This window comes from Planctobacterium marinum (genome assembly GCF_020687805.1).
GTDB lineage: Bacteria > Pseudomonadota > Gammaproteobacteria > Enterobacterales > Alteromonadaceae > Planctobacterium > Planctobacterium marinum.
Map to the genome: position 1 here is coordinate 191,135 of NZ_JAJEWQ010000006.1, position 24,503 is coordinate 215,637.

The 24,503-nt window shown below is 45.6% G+C and carries 15 protein-coding genes; 12 read left to right on the forward strand and 3 right to left on the reverse strand.

Translation table 11 applies throughout. From position 1 onward, the window contains the following. Positions 1–97 precede the first annotated feature (97 nt). On the forward strand, positions 98–1,312 hold the full coding sequence (locus tag LJ740_RS18680) for a DUF445 domain-containing protein (RefSeq protein ID WP_339389294.1): 1,215 nt from the start codon (positions 98–100) through the stop codon (positions 1,310–1,312). Positions 1,313–1,505: 193 nt separating this feature from the next. On the opposite strand, the gene LJ740_RS18685 is transcribed toward LJ740_RS18680, so the two are convergent. Continuing rightward, on the reverse strand, positions 1,506–2,105 hold the full coding sequence (locus LJ740_RS18685) for a TetR/AcrR family transcriptional regulator (RefSeq protein WP_229530653.1): 600 nt from the start codon (positions 2,103–2,105) through the stop codon (positions 1,506–1,508). Between the two features lie 321 nt (positions 2,106–2,426). Here LJ740_RS18685 and LJ740_RS18690 point away from each other — a divergent pair, with 321 nt between their 5' ends. The 8 genes from LJ740_RS18690 to LJ740_RS18725 all read left to right on the forward strand — a co-directional run bounded on the left by LJ740_RS18690 (position 2,427) and on the right by LJ740_RS18725 (position 18,325). After that, entirely contained in the window at positions 2,427–4,517 is a 2,091-nt protein-coding gene (locus LJ740_RS18690; protein WP_229530654.1) for an Ig-like domain-containing protein, read from the forward strand. 23 nt (positions 4,518–4,540) lie between these two features. Further along, on the forward strand, positions 4,541–8,281 hold the full coding sequence (locus LJ740_RS18695; RefSeq protein ID WP_229530655.1) for an Ig-like domain-containing protein: 3,741 nt from the start codon (positions 4,541–4,543) through the stop codon (positions 8,279–8,281). A 433-nt stretch (positions 8,282–8,714) separates the two neighbouring features. Next, positions 8,715–10,139, forward strand: a complete 1,425-nt coding sequence (locus LJ740_RS18700; protein ID WP_229530656.1) for a cryptochrome/photolyase family protein — start codon at positions 8,715–8,717, stop codon at positions 10,137–10,139. A 3-nt stretch (positions 10,140–10,142) separates the two neighbouring features. Then, on the forward strand, positions 10,143–11,705 hold the full coding sequence (locus LJ740_RS18705; protein ID WP_229530657.1) for a cryptochrome/photolyase family protein: 1,563 nt from the start codon (positions 10,143–10,145) through the stop codon (positions 11,703–11,705). A gap of 3 nt (positions 11,706–11,708) precedes the next feature. After that, positions 11,709–11,858 carry a DUF2256 domain-containing protein gene (locus LJ740_RS18710; RefSeq protein WP_229530658.1) on the forward strand — a complete coding sequence of 50 codons (150 nt, stop codon included), beginning with the start codon at positions 11,709–11,711 and terminating at the stop codon, positions 11,856–11,858. Positions 11,859–11,980: 122 nt separating this feature from the next. Then, a complete protein-coding gene (locus LJ740_RS18715; protein ID WP_229530659.1) occupies positions 11,981–13,519 on the forward strand; it encodes a methyl-accepting chemotaxis protein in 1,539 nt (512 codons plus the stop codon). Between the two features lie 196 nt (positions 13,520–13,715). Next, positions 13,716–17,102, forward strand: a complete 3,387-nt coding sequence (locus tag LJ740_RS18720) for an FG-GAP repeat domain-containing protein (protein WP_229530660.1) — start codon at positions 13,716–13,718, stop codon at positions 17,100–17,102. A gap of 95 nt (positions 17,103–17,197) precedes the next feature. Next, positions 17,198–18,325 (forward strand): alpha/beta hydrolase-fold protein, encoded by a 1,128-nt coding sequence (locus tag LJ740_RS18725; protein WP_229530661.1) that lies wholly within the window; start codon positions 17,198–17,200, stop codon positions 18,323–18,325. 76 nt (positions 18,326–18,401) lie between these two features. Here the strand turns inward: LJ740_RS18725 and LJ740_RS18730 are convergent, their stop codons facing one another. Then, on the reverse strand, positions 18,402–20,450 hold the full coding sequence (locus tag LJ740_RS18730) for a S9 family peptidase (RefSeq protein ID WP_229530662.1): 2,049 nt from the start codon (positions 20,448–20,450) through the stop codon (positions 18,402–18,404). A 198-nt stretch (positions 20,451–20,648) separates the two neighbouring features. Next, the gene (locus LJ740_RS18735) at positions 20,649–21,416 is read right to left on the reverse strand and encodes a ParA family protein (protein WP_229530663.1); all 768 of its coding nucleotides are present in this window, start codon (positions 21,414–21,416) and stop codon (positions 20,649–20,651) included. A 203-nt stretch (positions 21,417–21,619) separates the two neighbouring features. Here LJ740_RS18735 and LJ740_RS18740 point away from each other — a divergent pair, with 203 nt between their 5' ends. The 3 genes from LJ740_RS18740 to LJ740_RS18750 all read left to right on the forward strand — a co-directional run bounded on the left by LJ740_RS18740 (position 21,620) and on the right by LJ740_RS18750 (position 24,410). Beyond that, positions 21,620–22,249: a TetR/AcrR family transcriptional regulator gene (locus LJ740_RS18740; RefSeq protein ID WP_229530664.1), complete on the forward strand. Its 630-nt coding sequence runs from the start codon at positions 21,620–21,622 to the stop codon at positions 22,247–22,249. Positions 22,250–22,358: 109 nt separating this feature from the next. Continuing rightward, entirely contained in the window at positions 22,359–23,858 is a 1,500-nt protein-coding gene (locus tag LJ740_RS18745) for a wax ester/triacylglycerol synthase domain-containing protein (protein ID WP_229530665.1), read from the forward strand. A gap of 282 nt (positions 23,859–24,140) precedes the next feature. Then, positions 24,141–24,410 (forward strand): hypothetical protein, encoded by a 270-nt coding sequence (locus tag LJ740_RS18750; protein WP_229530666.1) that lies wholly within the window; start codon positions 24,141–24,143, stop codon positions 24,408–24,410. The last annotated feature ends 93 nt before the right edge of the window (positions 24,411–24,503 follow it).

Genomic DNA, 24,503 nt, shown 5'->3' on the forward strand with positions numbered 1-24,503 from the left:
CGGCAAAAAATGGTTTTTAGATTGACCATTCTAATCCCAATCGTTAGCCTGTCGCTCAAGCTCAATAAAAACAATATTAAACAGTCATATACCCATGATGGAATTCGTCCAGGAACACTTTATGCTTCTGCTGATCCCCCTTATCAGCGCAGTTGTTGGATGGTTTACAAACTTTCTTGCGGTAAAAATGATGTTTTATCCGATAGAGTTCATCGGCATTAAACCTATATTTGGCTGGCAAGGGCTTATTCCTATGAAGCGCCGTGAAATGGCGGAAATTGAGGTGGAACTGGTGCTGGGTAAGTTGCTCAGTGTTCAGGAGATTGCCGATCGTCTGGATCCCGACGAAATCAGTAAAAACATTCACCGACGTCTCAAGCAGGTTATCCGAAAAATCGTGAATGATGTGATGCAGGAAGCTGCACCCACGGCCTGGGCAGGATTGCCGGCGCAAGGTAAAAACCTGGTGTATGCCCGCATAGAGATGGACATTCCCAATGTGGTGCGCAAAATCATCAGCGACTTTAAGCACAATGTCACAGAGATTTTGGATATTAAAGAGTTGGTGGTGACGCAGTTGGTAAATAACCCCAAACTCATCAATGAAATTTTTCTCAGTGCCGGAGAAAAAGAATTTCCATTTATTGAAAAGTCGGGATTTTACTTTGGCTTTTTATTTGGCATACCAACGATGATTTTTTGGCATTTCTATCCCTTGTGGTGGATCCTGCCCTTGGGAGGCCTGGTTGTGGGATATGCTACTAACTGGATCGCTATCAAAATCATATTTGAACCTAAAAATCCCATCAAAATAGGTCCGTTTACACTTCAGGGCATGTTTTTAAAACGCCAGGAAGAAGTTGCCAGAGTGTATGCTGAGATTGTCGATAAAAAAGTGATGAATTCGGAAAACATCACCGACATCGTATTACATGGCTCGGGTTCAGATAATCTTCTGGAACTCATCGAATTACACGTTAACGACGCAATTGAACGTTATGTCTCTATTACGCAACCATACTTTGCGTTAGGCGTGGGCTCCGCAAACTATTACCGGATGAAACAACTTGCGGCCCGCAGGCTGTTCGATAATACCGGCAAATACATGTTGTACGCCTATGAATATGCGCATGGTGCTTTGCGTATTGGCGATGATTTATGTGAAAAAATGCAGGCGCTATCGCCGGAGGAGTTTGAAGGCGTATTACGGCCTGCCTATCAGGCTGATGAATGGAAACTAATTGTGACCGGCGCAGTACTGGGTATGGCGGCCGGATTCTTCCAAATCTACTTTATTTTTAACCAGGGTTAATATCCGGGGTTTTGTTATTTGAATTCCAAATAGCGCTGACTGTGCAGTTATCAAGAATACTCGTATTAATAACGTGATCTGTAGACTTGCCTTTACTGCGATGGAGCCAACAGCATCATTGAGGCTGGTTCACAAAAAGTTGTTTTTTTCGCAACTGAACTGCGAACATACACTTGCAATTATACAGTTTGAGTTATAACTCAAAGCCAAGCCTTGTCAGAAAGCCTGCTGCCATAGTTCGCAACTGCTCGTTGTTTGTATCTGATTTTGAAAAGATGCTAATGCCATTCATATAAACAAAGAGTAAATAGGCAGCAATTTTAGGATCGGTGTCCTGGGGCAGTTCTTTTTGATCTATGGCCTGTTGCATCACCTTTGTTAGCTGCACTTTGAAATCTTCAAAGATCTTTTTCATTTCGTGCCCAAGAGTATCATTCCTGTCGAGTAGTTCGTTGAAACAAGTCGCAGCCAAACACCCCCGATTTTTACCCTCAAAAGAGTATCTGGAGGACGCTTCTGTCATAACCCGGAGTAGTAGCGGTCCTATTTTTTCGCCCTGCTTAATATCAAATAATGCGTACTCTGGACTTGAACGTATGTAAAGTCGCAACACTTCTAAAAACAAGACGTCTTTATTGCCGAAAGTATTGTAGAGACTTGCTCTGGTTAGGCCTGTTTCTTTTGCTATCTCTTTGAGGGATAGAGACATAAAGCTTTTTTCCCAAAACAAATTTAATGCAATTTCTAAAATTTCTTCTCTGTCAAAAGTTACTGGTCTGCCGCGTTTGTTCACTAAACCTTCTTTCTTCAACTGTAGGATTGTTCGTCTAACCTGTGAATTTAACATAAATGTAATGGTAAGCATGAATTTATATACGCAGGTATTCAAAGCTGCGGGTATTTATCAGTTGACAGTCAGCTAATCCTATATATATTTATACACATGTGTCTAAAAATGCGTGAGGCATACAGAAATGATATTCACTCACGATGTCGGCAAGTCGATTAATACTCTCGGGTGAATATCGATTCTTCAAAATTCAATATATTTAACAGTCATTTAACGGTACTCAATTGTAATCGAGAGGACACCTCATGTTCGGAGATAACGCTAATGAATAAAAAACAGCCTCGCAGAAATCAGATGTTGGGGGCTTCAATACTGGGGCTATTGTCAATGGGGGACGCATTGGCTGCTCCACCAGTGGCTCATGAAGATAGTTTCAGTACAACGTTTAACTATCCTTTAACTTTGTACAGTTCGGATTTATTGACTAATGATGAAAAAAGCTCTGATGAGGAAATGCTTAACATCGAATGGGTTGGTGATGCTGAACATGGGCTGGTTAACAAAAACGAAGCGTCGGGTACGATTGTTTTTACTCCTGACGAAGGGTTTACCGGAACGGCGACTTTCCGATATGAAGTGTTTGGCATGAATGGGGAATCTGCATTAGGAATGGTACTCATCGATGTTGCCCCCAACTCAGCACCAGTGCCCGTTGACGATGTTTTGGAAACCCCTAGGAATACTGAATTACGTATATCGGTGATTGAGCTCCTCGACAATGATATTGAGCATGATCCTGAACAAATTATTGAAATCATTGACATTAACGAAGTTAACGGGGGACAAATCCAAAGAAGAGAGGATTTAGGTGAGATACATTTTTCACCATCTCAGGACTTTTACGGTACTGCTGGTTTCACCTATCGAATTACTGACAATTACGGTCTTAGCAGTGCAGTCAGCGCCAGAGTAACCATAAACATCAATAGCAATAATGCGCCGACTGTCGTTAATGATGAATTTGTGACTTCCAGAAATGTCCCTATAGAGATTAGCGTTCAATCACTTTTGATGAACGATTCTGATCCAAATACTGGCGATATCCTGACAGTGAATTATATCGATGACTTGATCGAAAATGGCATTCCTGTGGAGTATGGCGATCCAAATGCAGGCACAGTGTCATTGGATATGCTTGCGGGGTCGATAATGTACACACCCGGTCACAACGTCACCGGAAGCGCAATGTTTACGTATGGCGTGACAGACCAATATGGTGGGCTGGGGTGGGCCCATGTAACGGTAGCGATAAGTGAAAATGAAGAACCGATAGTTCAGGATGACGAATTTAGTACTCAGTTAAACACACCGCTAATAATCAGCTTTGAGAGTCTGCTTAATAACGATTCTGATCCTAACATTGGTGATTATCTCGAGGTTACCTATGTCGACGATTTGGTACAAAACGGCATTCCATTAGAGCATGTCACCGAGAATTCGGGATCGGTCGTTCTGAATACTAATGATGAAACGGTGACTTTTACGCCTGCGGAAAATATGTCCGGAGTGGCCAGCTTCGTTTACGGGATATCCGATCCCTTGGGAAGTATGGCCTGGGGACAGGTTACCATTCATGTTGAAGAAAACACCCCACCAGTATTGAGAAATGATCATCTTATTTTATCTGGTAGTGACATTTCATATATCCATGCCTCAGAGTTCCTGGAGAACGACACCGACGCTAATTTGGGAGACCAAATATGGCTGAATTATTTTGATGATTTGACAATCGGGTCGATGTCCTTTTTTGAAGAGTACCAGACTTTGGTATTTGTGCCGCCTGCGAATTCAAACGGAGCTACCGGTTCAGTTATTTATGGTGGGCATGATAACGCTGGGGCAATGCAGTGGGCTATTGCTCAGTTAACTTTAGATGAGCAGGCGCCGCAGCGAGATTTATTGGCCTTAACTGAAATTTTAGGAGAGGAACCTAATTTCACTGGCATAGAACCAGGAGAGCCCGGCGAACCAGGAGAACCGGGAGAACCGGGTGAACCGGGAGAACCGGGAGAACCGGGAGAACCGGGTGAACCGGGAGAACCGGGAGAACCAAGAGAACCGGGAGAACCAGGAGAACCGGGTGAATCCCTTGTTTTGGTGAGGCCGACCTTATCGGCACACTTAAACGGCAATAGCATTGATTTAGAATGGGATCACGTGGAAGGAAGAGGTGATTACCGCATTCTGTATTGGAGAGACAATGAAAAACCCTTCATTATTTTGACCGGCGAAACAAGTTACTCGATAAATGATTTTGCGGTCGAACATGTTGTAAGTCGCTACTGGTTCATTGTGGAAGCTTATGATGACCTGGGCAATAGCGTTTTTAGTGAAGCTATTCAAATATCCCAATAAATCGAGCACAAGAGATTAAAAATATGAGTAACTATTTCATGATACGTTTTTTGAAAATTACTTTAGCGGTATTTTTTACTACAACAAGTGCCTATTCTGCTGAGTACCCGCCCAATATTGACTATGGGAACAAAGGTACCTTTATTGCAAAAAGGGCTGTCGAATATGGGCGCGCTGCTAATTTGACAACATTGGGGCCTGTTCTGGCCAGTATCCCTGAAGCTCCCGGAAGTTCTCATGTAGGTTTACAAAACGGGGTTCAATATCACTCTACGGTATGGGATTTATCAAATCTAACAAACCCAACCCTGATTGTGGACCTGACTTCTGCGGCAAATGACGGAAGAACTACCAATGCGATGCCTGTAGATGCGCATGGTACCGTTGTTCGATTTCAGGATGGTATTGACTATCTATTCCTTGGAGCAAGTGAGTATTTGACATTTGATCCGAGCTTTAGCAATGCCGCTGAACAGGTCGCTGTTGAATCAGAGACCTGGAATTTTGGATGGGGCCCTGATCCACTTGCCTATTCTACAATGACTTCTCCTTTTCACATGAGAAACTATTGGGAATACGGGTTCGATACCTCAGGTTTGTATTCTATTCGTGATCCTTCGCAATTTTTAGATACCGGAGGGGAAACCGAGTGGCTAGGTCGTTCTGAAAACGTTCCATGGTTAGGCACGCCACTGGTTTCCTGGGATCACCTTGGTTTGACTGGCGTGACCGGATTTAGCTTTATGATGGGCGAGCTGTTGGTGGTCGCCTCTGATCAGCAGTCTACAGGCCTGGCTGTTTACGAGTTATCTGGTTACAGGGAAGGAGTGAAGCCAAGACTTTTAAGTCGATTTCAACCTGTATTAACTGAACCTGATGGTCATCAGGCAGGGATCGGAGGTTACTGGGTCGAACCTTATGGCTCAAAGAAAGTCGTTTACGCGGCACGAGAACGCAGAGCACTGAATAGACATTATCCTGCGATGTTTGTCGTTGATTTTACGAACCCTCGTGAACCGGCGCTAACATGTGAAATCTATTTCGATCAAGAAGACTCTGAACTCAATACCCGAGACGGTGATTATTCGAGTGATCCAATGTATATCTTCTTTCAGGATCAGTATGCGTATGTCGATCATTTTCAGGTTGATATACACGCTTGCGAAGATGCCTACGAGGACGGTTCTATTTCCAACGCTGAATTTCAAGAAGTCGTGTACAAATTTGAAGATCTCGCAAACGGTTGTGATGCCAGTCAATATTTCAGACCGCTGGGCCAGGTAGGAGTATTTGGGGGATATGATTTTTGGGTTACGCCTGATACAAACGAGCAAGGTATGTGTTTCTTTGTCACGGATGATGAACCAGATACACGGGCTCCCTATATTTCAGGGCATCGTCCATTACCTGGTCAAACAAATTTCCCTGTTGATGGGTTTATACACTTACATATCCCGGAAACGCTAAGAACGGAAACACTGGCTGAGGCAATAAGACTGATTGCGATTGAGGAGGATGGCAGCGAGTCTGTTGTTAGTTTCCGCCATCAGTTGAGTCACACAGGGACTATTTCAATTTGGCCTGTGAACCGGATCGATAAGGGCCGAGGATGGTTAGAGGATGAGTTAACCTATTTGAATCCAGACACGACATATCGGGTTGAAGTTTCAGGAGTTCAGGACTTCATGGGTAACACCATGACACCTTATCAGTTCACCTTTACCACTAACGATGGTGGTTTTCCCAGCAATGAGCCTGAAATTGTTCAGGGACCAGCGCCTACTTATGCATCTGAGCCTTATTTTCCCAACCATTCAGGTCAAATTACCTGCCCGGTTGAACCTGTTGATGCATCAATTTATGACCCTGTTTGGGTTGTTAATCAAAACAATGACAGTGTATCAATAATCGCTCAAAACACCGATGAACTGACGTTTGAAAAAAACCTGGAGCTGATTCGAGAAATCAAACTGGATTACGAATCACCCACTTCTGTGACGAAGGTCGCTGATTTCTATGCAGTAACCTATAGAGACGATGATAAAGTTGTCTTTTTCGATGGGCTTGGTATGCCACAGTTTTCCGTAGATACCGGGCATGGCACACAGCCGGTATCATCAGTCAGTAACGGAGACGGGATTTTGTATGTTTCCCTATACGGCAGCGGCGAAGTCATCAAGATCAACTCAGTTTCCGGGCAGATAGCAGAACGATTATCCGTTGGTCCTTATCCCAAAGCTATGGCGATGCGAGGTGACAGGATTCTCGTCACCCGATTCATATCAGAGACTGATTATGGAGAGGTATATGATATTGACGTCAATAGTGAAGAAGTAGATGGGCGGGACATGTATTTACGTCGAGTTATCCAGGTGAATAAAGTGCTTGTTCCTGATGATATTGATCATGGTAGTGGTGTTCCAAATTATTTATCTGGCATCGTTATAGACAGAGGCGGAGCGCATGCTTACATCTCAGCAACCAAAGCGAATACTGATCGCGGATTAACCCCGCGTAACGAAGACGCCAATATCGCTTCGCTGGTTCCTCTTGATGATGATAATACAGTGAGGCCAATGATAATCAGTCTTCGACTCGGAGAGACAGGGGATGAAGAACCGGCAGCTTTACCACAATTTCGTGTCAATATTGATTCAAATATCGACCCAACTTCAAGAGACAATACGATTGACCTGGACAACAGTGCAGATCCTTCCGCCATAACTTATTTACCAAACCCAGGCATTCGCGTTACTGCAATGCAGGGAAATAACATGGTGATTGTTGAAGATTTGGTCGCAAATTCAAGGACGCAGTTTAATACCGGAGCGGCACCTCAGGGCATGTGTTCTACTTTGAGAACGCTTTATGTAAAAAATTTCGCAGACAGAACCGTCAGCGCTATTGATATATCTCATTACCTTTACTCCGGAAGGCTTAATCCGAGGGTAGATACTATCTCTACAGTAACAGAGGAGGTATTAAATGATGAGGAACTCCGTGGATTACAGGTGTTTTATCACTCTTCTAAACCGCAGATGGGGCATGAAGGTTACATATCATGCGCTTCTTGCCACAATGACGGTGGACACGATGGACGAACCTGGGATGTAGCGCATCTGGGAGAAGGGATGAGAAATACAATGTCTCTTAATGGCGCCAAAGGTGTACGCTTTGGAAATCTGCACTGGAGTGGAAACTTCGATGAAGTACAAGATTTTGAACTGCAAATTGAGCAACTAAATATGGGTGAAGGATTGGTTGAAGGCACGACCTTCAGAGAAGGAGACACTCCTTTGTCTTTGCGTACAACAGGGCTCAATAGTGATTTAGATGCATTATCAGCCTACGTACATAGCTTAGGGAAAAGTAGTGTAAAACATTCTCCATATCGCACTTATACCGGAGAACTTACGGATTCTGCAATGCGCGGGCAAATAATATTTCAGTCGGAAAATTGTGGCAGCTGTCATACTGGCAGTGCTTTTCGCGATGGTAGGATGCATGATGTAGGGACTATTACAGAGCGTTCCGGAAACCGGTTAGGTTCAAGAATCTCCGAAATCAGAACGCCAACACTCATTGAGTTATGGGACTCAGCTCCGTATTTTCATGATGGAAGTGCTCAAACATTAGAAGCGGTGTTTGAAGTTGGCACACACCAAAGAGAACTTAATTCAGAGCAGTTACAAGATTTAATTTCTTTTTTGCTGTCGATTGATCGAGAAATGTTTATTGATGATGATGCGAGTTTTCCTGAGTAACATCAGATATTGTTAATATCGGCGTGTGCTTTTTTGGGGCTACATTCAACAAAAAAGTACGCGGTCTTTTTTACACTAAGTATAATTGCAGGTAACGCCCAGAACCATTGCCAGCAACTTGAAAAAGCAGGGTTTACATAGTCGGAAATTAAATTATCACTCCTGCCTCAACTCCATCGACAGACACTGCAAGTCAGGTATTCCAAGCGTTTTTCTAACTGTAAATAAAAGCAAATTGCGGCGTTCTGCTCCCTTTCAAATTTTAACGGGGTGCCTTAGTGTCCCTGAAATAGCGTAAATTTTTGTTAATTTAAAAACTAAAGCCACAAGTCAAAACAACTGCTTAATGTTTCAACATTCAAACCATACAGGCTGATCTGATCAGGCTGAATCGCGTACCATTGAGTTAATCGCAATAACCTGATGTTTTTTGATGACCACACTGTATTGGCTACGTAATGACCTGCGGCTGTCGGATAACCCGGCGTTAAGCTATGCCGCTGAGCAAGGTACTGTCCTCCCGGTCTATATTCTGGACAAGCGTATATCCCGGCAAATGGGGGCGGCGTCGCTGAGATGGCTACATGACTCGCTGGAGAGTATAAACAAAGATTTACAGGGAAAACTATTAATACTTGCCGGTGATCCCCAGACTCTTATTCCGGATGTTGTACATCAGTACGACATCGAGAATGTAGTGTGGAATCGCCTGTACGAGCCTGAAACCGTGGCCCGGGACAGTGACATCAAAAAGCAACTGCTTGAGCAAGGCGTACAGGTCAGAAGTTTTAACGCAAATCATCTGTGGCAACCCACCGAAATTGCTAAAAAAGATGGCACCCCTTACAAAGTCTTTACCCCCTATTATCGCAAAGGTTGCCTGGTTGCAGGGCAACCTCGCTTTCCTCTGGCAAAACCTGAGGTGTTAAAGCTGCTGCAAGCCGATGGCGGACTATCTGTCAGCGAATTAAACCTGCTGCCAGCCGTTAATTGGGATGAAAAAATGATGTCTTACTGGCACCCTGGGGAAGCCGGAGCCAAAGAGTTACTGGCTGATTTTCTGGCCGGTCCATTGTTTAACTACAAGAATGAGCGCAACTTGCCGGCCGTGAGGGCGACTTCGCGATTGTCACCGCATTTGCACTTTGGTGAATTGTCACCTAATCAGGTGTGGTATGCGATAGTGGATAAATGCAACATTGAGGGTGTGGCACTGGATAGCCCTGATGTGGATTGTTATCTGTCGGAATTGGGCTGGCGTGAGTTTTCTGCTTATCTGCTGTTTCATTTTCCGCAGATGGTGACGCAAAACTTCAACGAAAAATTCGACAAATTTCCCTGGCGAGCAGCACCACAGCATCTGCAAGCCTGGCAAAAAGGGCAAACTGGCTTTCCCATTGTTGACGCGGGAATGCGTGAGCTATGGGCTACAGGTTATATGCACAATCGGGTGCGAATGATTGTAGGGTCGTTTCTGGTGAAAAACCTGTTGCTCGACTGGCGTCAGGGGGAAGCCTGGTTTTGGGACTGTCTGATGGATGCCGATTTGGCCAGCAACGTTGCCAGTTGGCAATGGGTTGCGGGTTCTGGTGCTGATGCAGCACCTTATTTCAGGATTTTTAACCCGGTGACACAGGGCGAAAAGTTTGATCCCGACGGAGACTATGTCAAAACCTGGTGCCCGGAGTTAGGCAAAGTACCGCCCAAACTGGTGCATAAAATCTGGGAAGCGGATGCTAATCTGTTGAGCGCCTGTGGGGTAAAACTAGGGCAAAATTACCCTAATCCAATCGTCGATCTGAAAGCGTCACGGCAGCGGGCGCTGGATGCATTTGCAGATATGAAAGAGGCACAATAAAGCATGACTCAGCAGGGGGCCAGACGCAGGGCTAAACTGTGTTTAGTGCTGGGTGACCAACTTACGCACGACTTGCCCGCTATACAAGGTCTGGACAAAAGTGTTGATGTCATTTTGATGGCCGAGGTCAGAGAGGAAGCCACCTACGTAAAACACCACAAAAAGAAAATAGCCTTTATCTTTTCGGCAATGCGTCACTTCGCTTACGAATTAAGCGGCAAGGGTTTCAGTGTTTTATATCGCAAATATGATGATGCCAATAACAAAGGCTGTCTTTTTGCTGAGGTGGCGCATTTGCTAAAAACCAGGGATTTTGCCGAAGTTATTCTGACTTTTCCCGGAGAATATCGCCTGTATGCCGATATGCAGCAATGGCAGGCAAAACTTAAAACCAGAGTGACGATTAAAGAAGATACGCGTTTTCTGGCTGATAAGGCGTTTTTTACTCAGTGGGCGAAAGGCAAAAAACAGTTGCGCATGGAGTATTTTTACCGGGAAATGCGCAAAAAGCACCGGATTTTAATGGACGCGGAGCAGCCCGAGGGCGGTAAATGGAATTATGACACACAAAACCGCAATAAGTTGCCGGATGAGGTGCAGGTACCCGAGCCCGATAAGTTTACGCCTGATGCTATAACCGAAGAAGTACTGGCGCTGGTAGACGAGCAGTTCGGGTCACATTTTGGGGATTTAAAACCGTTTTCTTTTGCGGTTAACCGGCAGCAGGCGTTAGTTGTTTTAAACGCCTTCATCGAGCAACGACTCCCGAATTTCGGCACCTATCAGGATGCCATGAAACAAGATCAGGATTGGTTGTTTCACAGTCACCTGAGTTTTTACCTCAATGTCGGGTTGTTAACCCCCAGGGAAGTAATCAAAGCCGCAGAGCAAGCCTGGTATATCAATGCAGCTCCGCTCAACGCAGTAGAAGGTTTTATTCGTCAGATTTTAGGTTGGCGTGAATATGTCAGGGGATTGTACTGGCACCTGATGCCGGACTATAAAGCGCGCAACTACCTGTCGGCAAACCGGCCACTACCTGATTTTTTTTGGGGCGCGAAAACCCGGCTCAATTGTGTCTCAGAGTGTGTCCGCAATACTCGCCAGAATGCCTATGCTCATCATATTCAGCGGTTAATGGTATTGGGAAATTTTGCTTTGCTGGCAGGGATAGATCCCGATGAGGTCAATCAATGGTATTTGCTGGTTTATGCTGACGCATTTGAATGGGTAGAGCTACCTAACGTGACCGGTATGATATTGTTTGCCGATGGTGGCATTCTGGCCAGTAAACCTTATGCCGCGAGCGGCAGTTACATCAACAAAATGTCGGATTATTGCAAACACTGCCACTACGATGTTAAGCAAAAGCTGGGACCATCCGCCTGCCCATTCAATTATCTGTACTGGAATTTTCTGATTGAGAATGCCGAACATTTCTCCCGGAACCCTCGCATGTCTATGATCTACAGTATCCTGGAAAAGAAAAGTCGCGATGATAAGCAGGCAATTCAGCAGCAATCAACAACATTTTTCAATGAGATCAACTTATTGGCAAAAACTTGATCTATGTCAAAAAAGAAAGCGCATTTACCCGCTAAAATATGTCCGATTTGCGAGAGGCCTTTTGTCTGGCGAAAAAAATGGCAAGCATGTTGGGATGATGTCAGATATTGTTCAAAACGGTGTTCAGGAGCGCGACACTCGCTAAAGCGGTAAACGCTGACATGTTCGTTTTGAATAATAATGCTAGTATTCCCACCGGGGTCTGTTGAGCTTTGCAGTTCACGCTTTGTTCTTAACAGATCCTAATATCACACGTAGTAATAAAAGGAATTGCCATGAGTCGTAGAAATCAGCAAATTGTGGATAGTGAAGTGTCATTCTCTGCCAGTGAAGAACTAGTGTCTACTACCGATTTGCGTGGGGTTATCACCTATGCAAATGAGGTGTTTTGCCGTGTTGCGGGATATGAGCAGGCCGAGTTGGTGGGGAAAAATCACAATGTTGTACGCCATCCGGATATGCCGAAAATGGCATTTGCTGATCTGTGGGGCAAACTAAAAGACGGAGAGGCGTGGCGTGGCGCGGTGAAAAATCGCTGCAAAGATGGCCGCTATTATTGGGTAGACGCCTTTGTTACCCCAATCTTTGAAAACGGACAAAAAGTGGGTTATCAGTCCGTTCGCAGAAAACTAAATCCAGAATATCGTCACCGTGCAGAGCAGCTCTATAAAAAGATCAATACCGGAAGTTCCGGGCCTAACCTGGTGCAAAAGCTCGCGGCACTCAGGCTGCCGGGGTTTATTGTGCTTTCTATACTGCTGTTGTGGTTGGGCAGCTCCTACTTTTGGGTAACATTGTTAATTCCTGTTTTAGCGTTGTCTTTGTTTTATCCTGAAATGATTGCTCAGGGGCAATTCAACAAAGGGTTAGCGCAGGAATATGACAGTGTATCCAGGCTGGTTTATACCGATGCCGGGCAAAATAGCGAAGCCCTGTTTCATATCGGTTTTCTCAAAGCAAAAGTCAGAACGATTTTAGGACGCGTGATTGACAGTACACATTCTCTGGATGATGGCGCAAAAACGTTGATGACTGCCGCTCACGCTGCTAAAGAAGGCGTTGAAAAAGAGACGCATGAACTACATCAGGTGTCTACGGCGGTAGAAGAAATGGTGGCAACCATCAGTGAAGTTGCACAAAATACCGTTGAAACCCGAACACGGGTGGAATCGGCGCATGACTTTTGCCAGCAGGCCACAGATGCCATGAATCACACCATGAAAGAAGTTTCTTCGCTTGCAGATGAGGTGGCGAAATCGGCCAGCTCTGCAGGAGAGCTGGCGCAGGAAGCAGAAAAAATAGGGGGGGTGATGAAGGAAATTCAGGGCATTGCTGATCAAACCAATTTACTGGCACTGAATGCCGCGATTGAAGCCGCCAGAGCCGGAGAGCATGGCCGGGGGTTTTCGGTGGTTGCCGATGAAGTTCGGGCCCTTTCCAGCCGAACCCACAGTGCAACCGAACAGATCCAGACATCAATTTCTGAAATTCAAAATACACTGTTGAACTGGGCTACGACCATGGAAACGGGTAAACAGGCGGCCGACTCTTGTGTGGCCGAAACCAGGCAAACTCAGGAAATCGTCTTTAAAGTTTATGATGCTATTACCGCGATTTCCGATCTGGCGATACAAATTTCCACTGCGGCAGAGCAGCAAAGCAGCGTTTCGCAGGAAATCAGTCGCAATATCGTGAATATCAACGAGGCATCAATGCAAAATCTGGAACAGGCTGAGCTGGTGGAAGTGGAGTCGCGTGCGCTGGATGAGCGGGCCAAAAAGCTGGCCAGTCTCGGATTGTCTTTTGGCGAGTAGCTGAGCGTCGTGCTGAGTTTGGAGCATGGAATTACTGTAGAATGCGCAATCTGCTTTGCACTTTTCACGGAAGTTAAGCTAATTTTCGGGTGAATAGCGCAAATTTTGTCGTACAGCTAAATCGCTACTTGTTAATCAACGGTGCAGGTGCCAAAGTTTAGGCAATAACATTTGCCTGACGATTTTGGAACCGCCCATGGCTGCGAAAATTAAACTACCTCGCTACTCATTCACCCTGTTATTTGGCGCTTTGTTAAGTTGCAGTGCGGTCTATGCCTCGACTGACTATGATTATGATGGCGACGGGCTGGCTGATATCTCTGTCAGAAGAGCTTCAAACTACTACTGGTATATCCAAAATAGTGGTGATAACAACTTTAATTCTGATGCTCAGGATGGCATTCAACGCATTCAGTTTGGCAAACAGGCGACAGACATTCCGGTTGCCGCTGATTATGACGGAGATGGCATTACCGATATTGCGGTAAGACGACCTTCAACCTTTACCTGGTATGTCAAAAACTCCTCTGGCGGCAATTATAACTCCTCGCTTGAGGATGGTATTCAGCGGGTGGTGTTTGGCAAACAGGCCACGGATATTCCGGTGCCTGCCGATTATGATGGTGACAACATAGCTGATTTTGCCGTGCGTCGTGCCTCAACCTACACCTGGTATATTCTTAATTCCAGCGGCAGCAATTTTAATTCAGACAACCAGGATGGTATCCAGCGTATTGTTTTTGGCAAACATGAAGACGATATTCCGGTCAAAGGGGATTTTAATGGCGATGGTGTTGACGATATAGCAGTACGCCGCGCATCAAATTATACCTGGTACATCCGCAACTCTGATGGCAGCAATTACAATTCGGATGTTGGTGATGGTATTCAGCGGGTGGTGTTTGGCAAAGACAGCAATGACATTCCTGTGCCGGCTGATTATGACGGTGATGGCATCACTGATATTGCAGTCAGACGGCCAGCGACATTCACCTGGTATATTCTGCAATCTTCAAATGGTGAAATTCAACGTATTGTCTTTGGTAAAAATGAAGATGATATACCGGTACCTGCGGATTACGACGGTGACGGCAAAGCTGATATTGCGGTAAGGCGAGACACAAATCAGTACTTCTACATTCGCAACAGTTCGGACGGTGAAACCCAACGCATCAATTTTGGTAAACAATCGGACGACATACCCACTAATGCACCGGTTACGGAGATCACTGATAAGTTAAACAGGATTAACGATACCGGTACTGACAGCAACACCGCTCCGGTTGCGAATGCCGGCGCTGATCAAACTGTGACGGTAGGGGATACTGTGCAGTTAAATGGCACCGCCAGCTCCGATGCGGACAATGATAGCCTGACTTACAGCTGGGCTGTGGCTACAGCACCTGATGGCAGTGTGGCATCGCTATCTGACAGTGCGGCCGCGACGCCGATGTTTTCCCCTGATGTTGCCGGTGAGTACGTTTTTACACTGACTGTCCATGATGGCGCCCTCAGCAGTAGTAGCGATTCTGTTACTGTTATTGCGACTGCGATTAATACACCGCCTGTCGCTAATGCGGGCTCAGATCAAACTGTTACCGTTGGGGATACGGTACAATTGGATGGCTCCGGAACAGTTGATGCCGATGGCGATAGCGTTAGTTACCTATGGTCAATAACCTCAATTCCGGAAAACAGTCAGGCCAGCTTGTCAGATGCAGGCAGTCTTTCGCCGACGTTTATCGCTGATATCGAAGGCGAATACCAGGTCGTTTTGATGGTTAGTGATGGTAATAATGGCAGTAGTCAGGACAGCGTTACCATTACCGCGGAGGGTGCCGTTACCGACACTGGCCCGGACTTTTACACACCTGCCCCTATTGTAGACATTCTGGACAATGATCGCGCGGTAGAGTGGGTGGCTATCAGTGAGGAAGCCTCAGATCTAATGCGTTTTACCTTTGGACCGGCGAGCAGCGATGATGTTTTCGTTGTCAGTGATGACAATAATACAGTCAGTTCTGCGCTCAGTGTAACTTCTTCGTTGGCATCCAATAGCAGTAGCACTGATGACCTGTTGCTCAGAGCAATGTTTAAGTTGATTGCTGAGGACAACGATGCGTTTCGCATTGTGTCTACTAAACACAGCAACTTTGTTTTGGACAAAGCGGATGATTCCGATGCCGTGATATTACGAGATTATCGCAGTGGTAGTCGGGACGATGCTACGGCGGGTTATCTGGCTTTTAGTGTGACAGGCGCATCGCCTCTGACGTTACAGGCAGTTGCCCGTTATTACTATGACAGTGAATCCGCGGGATTTGTGTCTGATGCTGATTGGACGGAACAATATCTGGTTTATCAAAATGCGAGTTTGCAGTTAAGTGCTGACACCGGCAGTGAGTTTTATCTCTATGAACCGCCGCTGGATTTTGCGATTCCCTTTGATTTTAATCCGGAGCAAATCGCCCGCGTGAGTAATGACGAGTTGACGCCAATCACCAAAGACGGTGATCTCAGTGATTTGGAACGACAAATCAGTACGGAATACGCGGCTCAGGTGGCAACGGCAGGTGTTGATGATGAAACCGCGGCCGCTGCAGAGACGATGTTAAATAGTATTCAGGCAACACTGGAGTCCGAAGGCGCCAATATGCGATATGCCGCTGAGTTCTACCTGACTACCAGGACAGGCATGTTAAGCCGCCTTTATGAATCATCAGATTCAACAGATGGCCAGTTGGGACAAAATACGATTCCTTACGTGTATTTTACTAACGAAATGGATGACGATGGTAACCATCATCCCTTTATGGTGATTGCCAGCTACGGGTTACCGGATAGCCTGACCTTATTATGGGATGTACCAAAACCGCCAGGGGGAGGGGATGGTGCTACCTACGAAGAGCAGCAGGTGACTCGCAGCATTCACAAAGAACTGTTTTTAATCAAGGTACCAATTCGCGATTACGGTGAAGTGGACAGTCTCACCGAAAACAATATGGAAAATGACCTGGCCAGTGATGTAGGTTCAGCGCTGCTAAATCATCACACTTATGCCTCTGTGTCATCAACCGGTGTTGCCATTGATGGCGTGTTGATCTATCCCTCTTACAACAACAGCTTGCATGTTTCCCAAAATGAGGCTGAGTTATCTGCTCACGGTATGCACTCTGGCCGGGGACTGGGCGCTCATTACCATGCCGATGCGTTTAGTGCCTATGCCAAAGGACTAAACATGTACAACATCGAAGACTACGATGGACGTCGCCATCCGCCTATTATTTCATTGGGGTTTGACGGTATCGCGGGCTATGGTATTTATCTGGAAGGCGACACCAGCAGCGACGGGGTTGATGTACCACTGGATGATTTTGGTGGTCACGAGCATGGTGACTATGGTTATCACTATCACTCCTATGCGATTGATGCGGTGAGTGACAAAGAGCAGGTTTCTTACAAAGCCCACCAGTTGCCGCCTTTTGGTGCCTGGTCAGGACGTATCAATGACATACCTGATTTTTGGGATGGTACAGCCCCCAATGTTATTGGCGGGCGCAGTAAATGGTTGGGCAATGAGTAACGTTCCCAGAAAATCAGCAAAAAATCAGAAGAAGGTCAGTTTTATGTGACGTGGATAGGGTAGCTTGTTCTCACTTTAATAGCTGAGGATTTGTGATGGTTAAGTATGTTCAGGCTGCCTTTTTATGTGGTCTTTTTTGGGGGATTGTGCTGACTTCGAGCCGAAGTTATGCTGACCCTGTGGTCACCCTTGGAGAGCCACATTCGATTGATTCTGCCTTGCTCAACAAGAAGATCCCTTTATCCGTGCATTTACCTGAAAACTATCACAGTGCGCAACAGTCTTATCCGGTGCTGGTGATGATGGGGTCTGATTATCGGACGCGGTTTGCAATGCTTGCAGCGACCCTGGATTACATGGCTGATACCCAGATCCCTGCCATGATACTTGTGGGTATTGATTTACCTGAAGGTAATCGCGTGTTACTGCCCAAAGGAGATAAAGCCGACACCACGATTCCGGACAGCTATATTGCTTTTATGGAAAGTGAGTTGCTGCCTTATATCAATCAAAGCTTCCGTAGCGCACCGTTTCGCACACTATTTGGTGCCTCAAATAGTGGCTTTTTTAGCCTGTATACCTTGCTGCAAAAACCGGCATTATTTAACAGTTTTTTTGCCAGCAGCCCCAGTGTTGGGGCCGCCCCTGAGCTACTCACGCAACGGTTAAATGACGGACCGCTTAAGGCTTTTTCTGAAACGCGCTGGTTGCACATTGTGTACAGCGATGACGATTTTGACAATGTGACTCAGTTTGTGCCTGAATTCACCGAAAAGTTAATCCGCCAGAAACCGGCGCAGCTGAACTGGAAGGCGGACGTCATGGCAAATCAGGGGCACGTACCAGCGACAGACTTTACCACTTTTTTACTGCACTTGTATCCGGATTACAATCCAGCTGAAAATCTGGATAATCTGACACAAATCCAACATCACTTCGCTAAACTCTCTACCCGATATGGTTATAAGATGCTTCCACCGCTGGCTATGCTATTCGATGCGGGGGTTGAGCTGGGGAGGAGTGAAAATTTAAGTGAAGCCGAAAAGTTGTTTCAGCACGCTTTGCAACTCTACCCCGAAAATAAGAAGGCTTATGTGGGGATGGGCTGGTTGCTCCGGGAGCAAGGCGAAACTACAAATGCCAGGGAGATGTTTGAAAAAGCACTGCAGATAGCGCCGGATTACTCGTTGGCCAAACGGTTATTGCAAAGTTTGCAGGAGTGATACCCTTATTGCAGGTAAAGCGGCAACCTAAGTATGGGTTGCCGCCCAAAGATTGGTTCAACCAGATTACAAGCCGTTACGGGGCTTCTTGTTTCTCGTCACCGTCTTTGTACTTGTCAAACCAGGCCAGAATATAGCCAATTTTTCGTGCCAGGTTAGAGGGTTTAACCGCAATTCCGTGATAGGCCCCCTGAATACGCACCAGGGAACTTTCTACACCTTCCAGCCGCAGCGCACCGTAATATTGCTCGCTTTCACTCATTGGTGTGCGCACGTCCAGTTCACCGGTTAATACCATAGTAGGAGTGGTAACATTGCCCACCAGTGACAATGGTGAACGGTTCCAATATTGCTGGTAGTCATTCCAGGGACGATCGGTAAACCAATAGCGGGTCATAAAGGTGTAGATGTCGGAGGTACCTATCATACTGGTCCAGTTGATCACCGGCTTTGCTACCACCGCCGCTTTAAATCGATTTGTATTGCCGATAATCCAGGCGGTCAATACACCACCACCGGAACCACCAGTAACAAAGAGCTTATCTTCATCTATATAGCCTTTGGCGATGGTGGCATCCACCATGTCCATCAAATCATTGTAATCTTCTGATGGATAGTTTTTATCAATCAGGTTAGCAAATTCACTGCCTTGTGACGTGGAGCCTCTGGGGTTGCCATACAGCACCACATAGCCGGCAGCCGCGAACATCTGAGCTTCAGTAGAAAATTCCGGGCCATAAGCGGTGTGTGGTCCGCCGTGAATTTCCAGTATCAGGGGGTATTTTTTGCTGGCGTCAAAATCCGGTGGTGTGACTATCCAGGCTTGTAATTCCCGCTCGTCAACACTGCTCTTAAGGGTTAATGCTTCCGGCTTGTTTAAGGTTTTGTGATCGAACAGATCACCGTTCAAATCGGTTAGGGTAGTCAATGCGCCTTTTCGATTCATCGCCACCAGATCGGCCGGCCGGTCACCGGTAGACTGGGTATAAATTACATCTCCATTGTCGGTTACCGCATAGTCGCCCGAGGTATAGGGGCGGCCAATACTTTGCCCTCCCAGCGCGTCAGTTTTTACAGTGATCTCGCCATCCAGCGCCACATAGGCTACGTGTTTTTTACCCTTATTGTCGTAGCTGAAATAGAGCCCTTTACTATCCTGTGCCCATTGTACATCAGACACAGACCTGTCCAGCTTAGGAGTGAGTTGCCTGATATCGCCACCTTGGGGATTCATTACATACAGTTCGTTTATTTGACTGGATTTGCCATTGTCTTCAAACCCGGTAAACGCCAGTTTTTTACCATCAGGGCTGATGGCCGGATTACTTTCCGGTCCGGTGCCATCGGTGAGTTTAGTGGTTTTTCCGGAACGGATTTCTACGGCGATAAGGTCACTGTTGAAAATATCAAAATCGGCATCTTCCCGGGTGTTGGCCGATACGATGATGTGTGTGCTGTCGTGAGTCCAGGCGAGTGTACCGGCGTAATCATGTTGACCAAAGGTGATCTGGCGCGGCGTACCGCCCAATGCAGGTACAACGTAAAGGTGGGTATTGCCAGGTCGATTCATTCCTGCACCATCGCGTTGAAACAGGGTTTGATCTATGTATTGCGCTTCATCAGCCCAGTTGGCACCTTCTGGCTTGAAACCAATATTAAATACGGACTTAGGTTTGTCCGGTGTAAACATTGAGAATGCCAGCATTTTGCCATCCGGTGAAAAGCGCAATCCACCTGGACTCATTTGTACATCGGTGACTCTCGCAGTGTTGCCCGTGGCCAGATCCCGCAGGTAAATCTGGATTTTGCCTTCCTTACTGGAAAGGTAGGCAAGTTTCGATTTATCTGGTGATACAACAGCACCAAAGTGATTCTTACTGTCAGATAATAGTGGTAAATGTTGGCTACCATCTAATGCCACCGTCCATAGATTTCTGCGCAGGGTATCATTCATGATATCCATGCTTCGACGTTCATACAGGACCTGCTTGCCACCCGGCATTACAACCGGATTAGCTGCATATTCCAGGTGAAACAGATCCTGGTATTCGATGGTCGTGGGCATCGCTGCGCTGGCTTCGTCGGATTGTGCAATAACAGACCCGCTTAGCAGAACGGTGCTCATGAGTGCGAGATGGCACTTTCTTAAAGAAAACAAAATCTTAGGTGTATACTTCATGCAATTAAACCTCTTGATGATAAAATCTCTGCAGTGTCAGAGATGTTGTCTTTTGTTTTAAATTTGTTTTTCGACATTAAAAAATATCTTGTCACCGGCAATGGCGAATGTTGAATGACAGGACGAAACAGATAACAGGCCAGGTTACTGAGCTTCTATGGCATCAAAAACGGCCACCACAGACTGGGTCAGTTTGTGTTTTGGTGCGTAGTGGACTAAGGGTTTTTGTACCTGATGGGATTCCCGCATTTTCACTGACTGCGCGATGTATTGGGGGATCACCGGGTAACCTTGCTCCAGCAAATCATCAATGATTTTGCCGGGCAGTTTCGCATTAGTCATATATTGATTGGCAATGATCCCCTCGATAGTCAAATCTTCATTGTGATCTTCGGTGATCTCCGCGATTTGATGGTGCAAACTGAGCAGCCCCTGAATCGCAAAATCGTCACAATCTATAGGGATTAGCACGGTATCTGCGCCAATTAACGCCGATAAGCTGTAAAAATTCAGAGCGGGAGGTGTATCAATAAAAATGCGATCAAATTCTTTGCTGAGTTTCTGCAGCGCTTCACGCAGTTTATAAATTTTATGGCGACTATCCAATTCGCTCTCAATGTCTGCCAGGTTAGGTGAACCAGGGATAATAAACAAATTGTCGTACTGCGTCGGCTGACAATATTCAATGGCTGGTTTTTTGCGGATATGGAAGGTGATTGTCTGGTCGAATAATTCAAAAATGCTGTCTTCTTTACTGGCATTTTCCTGTTGCAGATAGCGGCTGGCATTGCACTGAGTGTCTAAATCCAGTATCAGGGTTTTTAGCCCTTTACTGGCGGCTATTGCAGCCAGATTTACCGTTAAACTGGATTTTCCTACGCCACCTTTTTTATTAAACAAGACTCTTATCATGTTATTTCCTGTTACTCACTTTCGGTCATTGTGACGCTTGTCTAGAATTAAGCTCATTGATAATGATGATAATCAGCATAGTCATGAAATAGTTGCTGATTGTGTTTTTAGCAGGCTACTATCAAGTCTACGTAATTTACGGAACCTTAAACAAAATCGCAATGGATTCCTGATACTAATACGGCACAGCGCGAAGGATAATCATGAAGACAGCTGAACGAATTTTACTAACTGCTCTGGAACTTTTTAACGACAGTGGCGAAAACAATGTAAGTTGCGTGGAAATTGCACTTGAATTAGACATCAGTCCGGGTAACCTTTATTACCATTACAAAGGGAAGGAAGTGATGGTGATAGCGCTGTTTGAAATGTACAAAGAGCGTATGGATAAAATCTTAAATTCACCCCAGAATGTCGATTTAAAGATTGAAGAATTTTTTTACTTCCTGGTGATGGTATTGCAAAGCAGCCATATGTTTCGCTTCCTGTACCACAACCCGGCAGATTTAATGGCTAAGTACCCGTCTATTGGCAAAGGGTTTAAACGATTAATACAGAGCCGGGAAAAGAGCTTTAATATGTTGTTGTCGCGCTATGTTACGCAGGGCAATATGATGCTAAATGCCAGTCAACAACATCATTTGGTACGGCTGATTTCGATGGTTTTCACTCAGGCCACCAATTATTATTTGCTTAAAGGGGAAGACATCGAGAGTGAACACTATATTTATGAGTGTTTGGGAGATGTCCTGTTTGCACTAACGCCTTACATGAATATTGATGAAGCAGAAATTACCTCATTATATGCCATGATAGAACGTGAAGAATTTTGACTTATGATTACAATGGTACAGGTAGGCACAATTCTAAAAATTATCTAGCGTACTTGCACAACACACATGAAAGCTATCGCTCGCAGGCCAGGTGAGCAGGGATTACAAAATGAGCACAAGCATTCCATTTCTGGATAAAACTTTTTGGATAACCGAATCCGAAGACAATCCAAAACACGTCGCCAGTTTACAACTGTTGGAAATGCCCGAAGGTGCTCCTGATGATTACATCGAGCAGCTGGTGGCAAAACTACGGAGTTATAATAAGGCCGTAGCCCCCTTTAACTATCGGGTTAAATCCATCGGCCCATATCCTATCAAATTTGCACCGATGGAAGAGCTGGACATGGAGTACCATGTTCAGGTCAAAGAGGTGGAAGACGTCGCTGATAAGCAGGAATTACACAAACTGGTGGCACGGTTACACGAGCCGCGCCTGGAGCGCAACAGGCCACTGTGGCAATACACGGTGATCAAAGGAAAGTCCGGTAAGCAGTTTGCTATGTATGCCAAAATTCATCATATGTATGGCGATGGTGCCACTATGGTCAAATGGTTTCAGGCGGGTTATTTACCTGACCCACAATTAGATGAGTTTACCCCGGTCTGGGCGGTTGAACGCAAACGTCGGCCCAGACCTAAAATCAATCCAGTTGTAGGATTTTTTAAAGGATTATGGGAATTTATCATTGCCTTTAAAGATATTCTCATCATCCTGCTGCGGTTACTGATGAAGATACTGCGGGTCAATCCCACTTATATGCCGATCCCTTTTTCCGGCACCAAGACCATGTTAACAGGGCAGGTGAAACGGGGGCGCACGGTGGCTACGGTCGACATGGACTTTGCCCGTGTTCAGTCGGTGGGTAAACGTCTCAGAGCAACAGTAAATGAAGTCTTGTTGTGTTGTTTTGATATTGGTGTGCATCAGTTTTTAACCGATCATGGCCACACATTTGAAAAAGCACTTTACACGAATATGCCGATAAACCTGCGCAAACCCGGGGAACAAACCGGTGGCAATAAGATAGCCATAGTGCCGGTGAAGCTGGCCCATGGAAAATCCGATCCGATATTGCGGCTGCGCCAAATTATTGAAAACCATCGGGTCGTAAAGCTGGCTGCAAAGCGTGCCCATTCAGGAGCATTCAGTTATTACACGGTGTTGATTCAAACCTTTGCCTTGCTGTTTGAAGTATTGCGCATGTCGTCACTGGTGAAGCCCATTGCCAATATTCTGATATCCAACGTCCCGGGTCCGGCAGAAACCCGTTATTTTGGTGATGCAAAATTGTTGGCTGTCTACCCCATTTCTACGATTGTTCCCGGCGGCGGTGTGAACATCACCTTATTGACCTACAACAACATAGCCAATGTGGGAATTGTTTGCTGCGATACCAATATCAAGAGTCTGGAAAGCATGGCGCTGTACTTCAATGATGCGTTTGAACTGCTGGAGAAAGCCATTGATGATCCAACCCTGACAATTGAAGACATCGGTGAACGTATCGTTGATATGCCCAGGACTCTGGTGGACGATGACCCTTACAAGCACGATGATGATGATGAGCATCATGAAACCCGGCCTCAATTGGAAAAATCAGCCTGATAACCGATTACAGACAACAGAGAGCCACCTAAGGGTGGCTTTTTTGAATACAGTTAACGGTCGAAAATCAACAGCGCGATGAATCAGCGAATACAAACGTTCAATTATCCTGCATTTTGTGCTGTTTATCGATTCATCGAGGATACCCTTTAACTGGTAGCATTTACCGCGATTTCCCTTCTTTTTCTGGATAATATTTAAGCATCTGAAACAGGCATTCTGTCGATATGTTGCCTGTGTGTTTCACCACAAATTTGTTTTGTCCTCAGTTGGAGAAAAGTTATGAAAAAGGGTTTAAAAAGCGTTTTGTCAGTTTTCACCGGGTGTTTTTTGGTCGCAGCGTCCTTAAGCGCAAGTGCTACTGTTACCCTGGATAATGTCACAGACTATTATTTGTATGGCACCCTAATTGAAACAGAGTTTGAAATAGACAACCATGTTGCACAGCAAATTAACCAATCTTCTGAAACGGTATTGGTGTCAGAGCCAATATTGCTGGTTGCAGAAGAGGTAAGTAACGGCGTAGAGGTTGCTTATTCTTCAGCTGAATGACGTGTTGTTACCTACCGGGTAAGGATCTCAGGCAATGATGTTGCAGTCATTGCCTGTTTACACCACACAAAATCGCAAATTTGTTAGCTACGC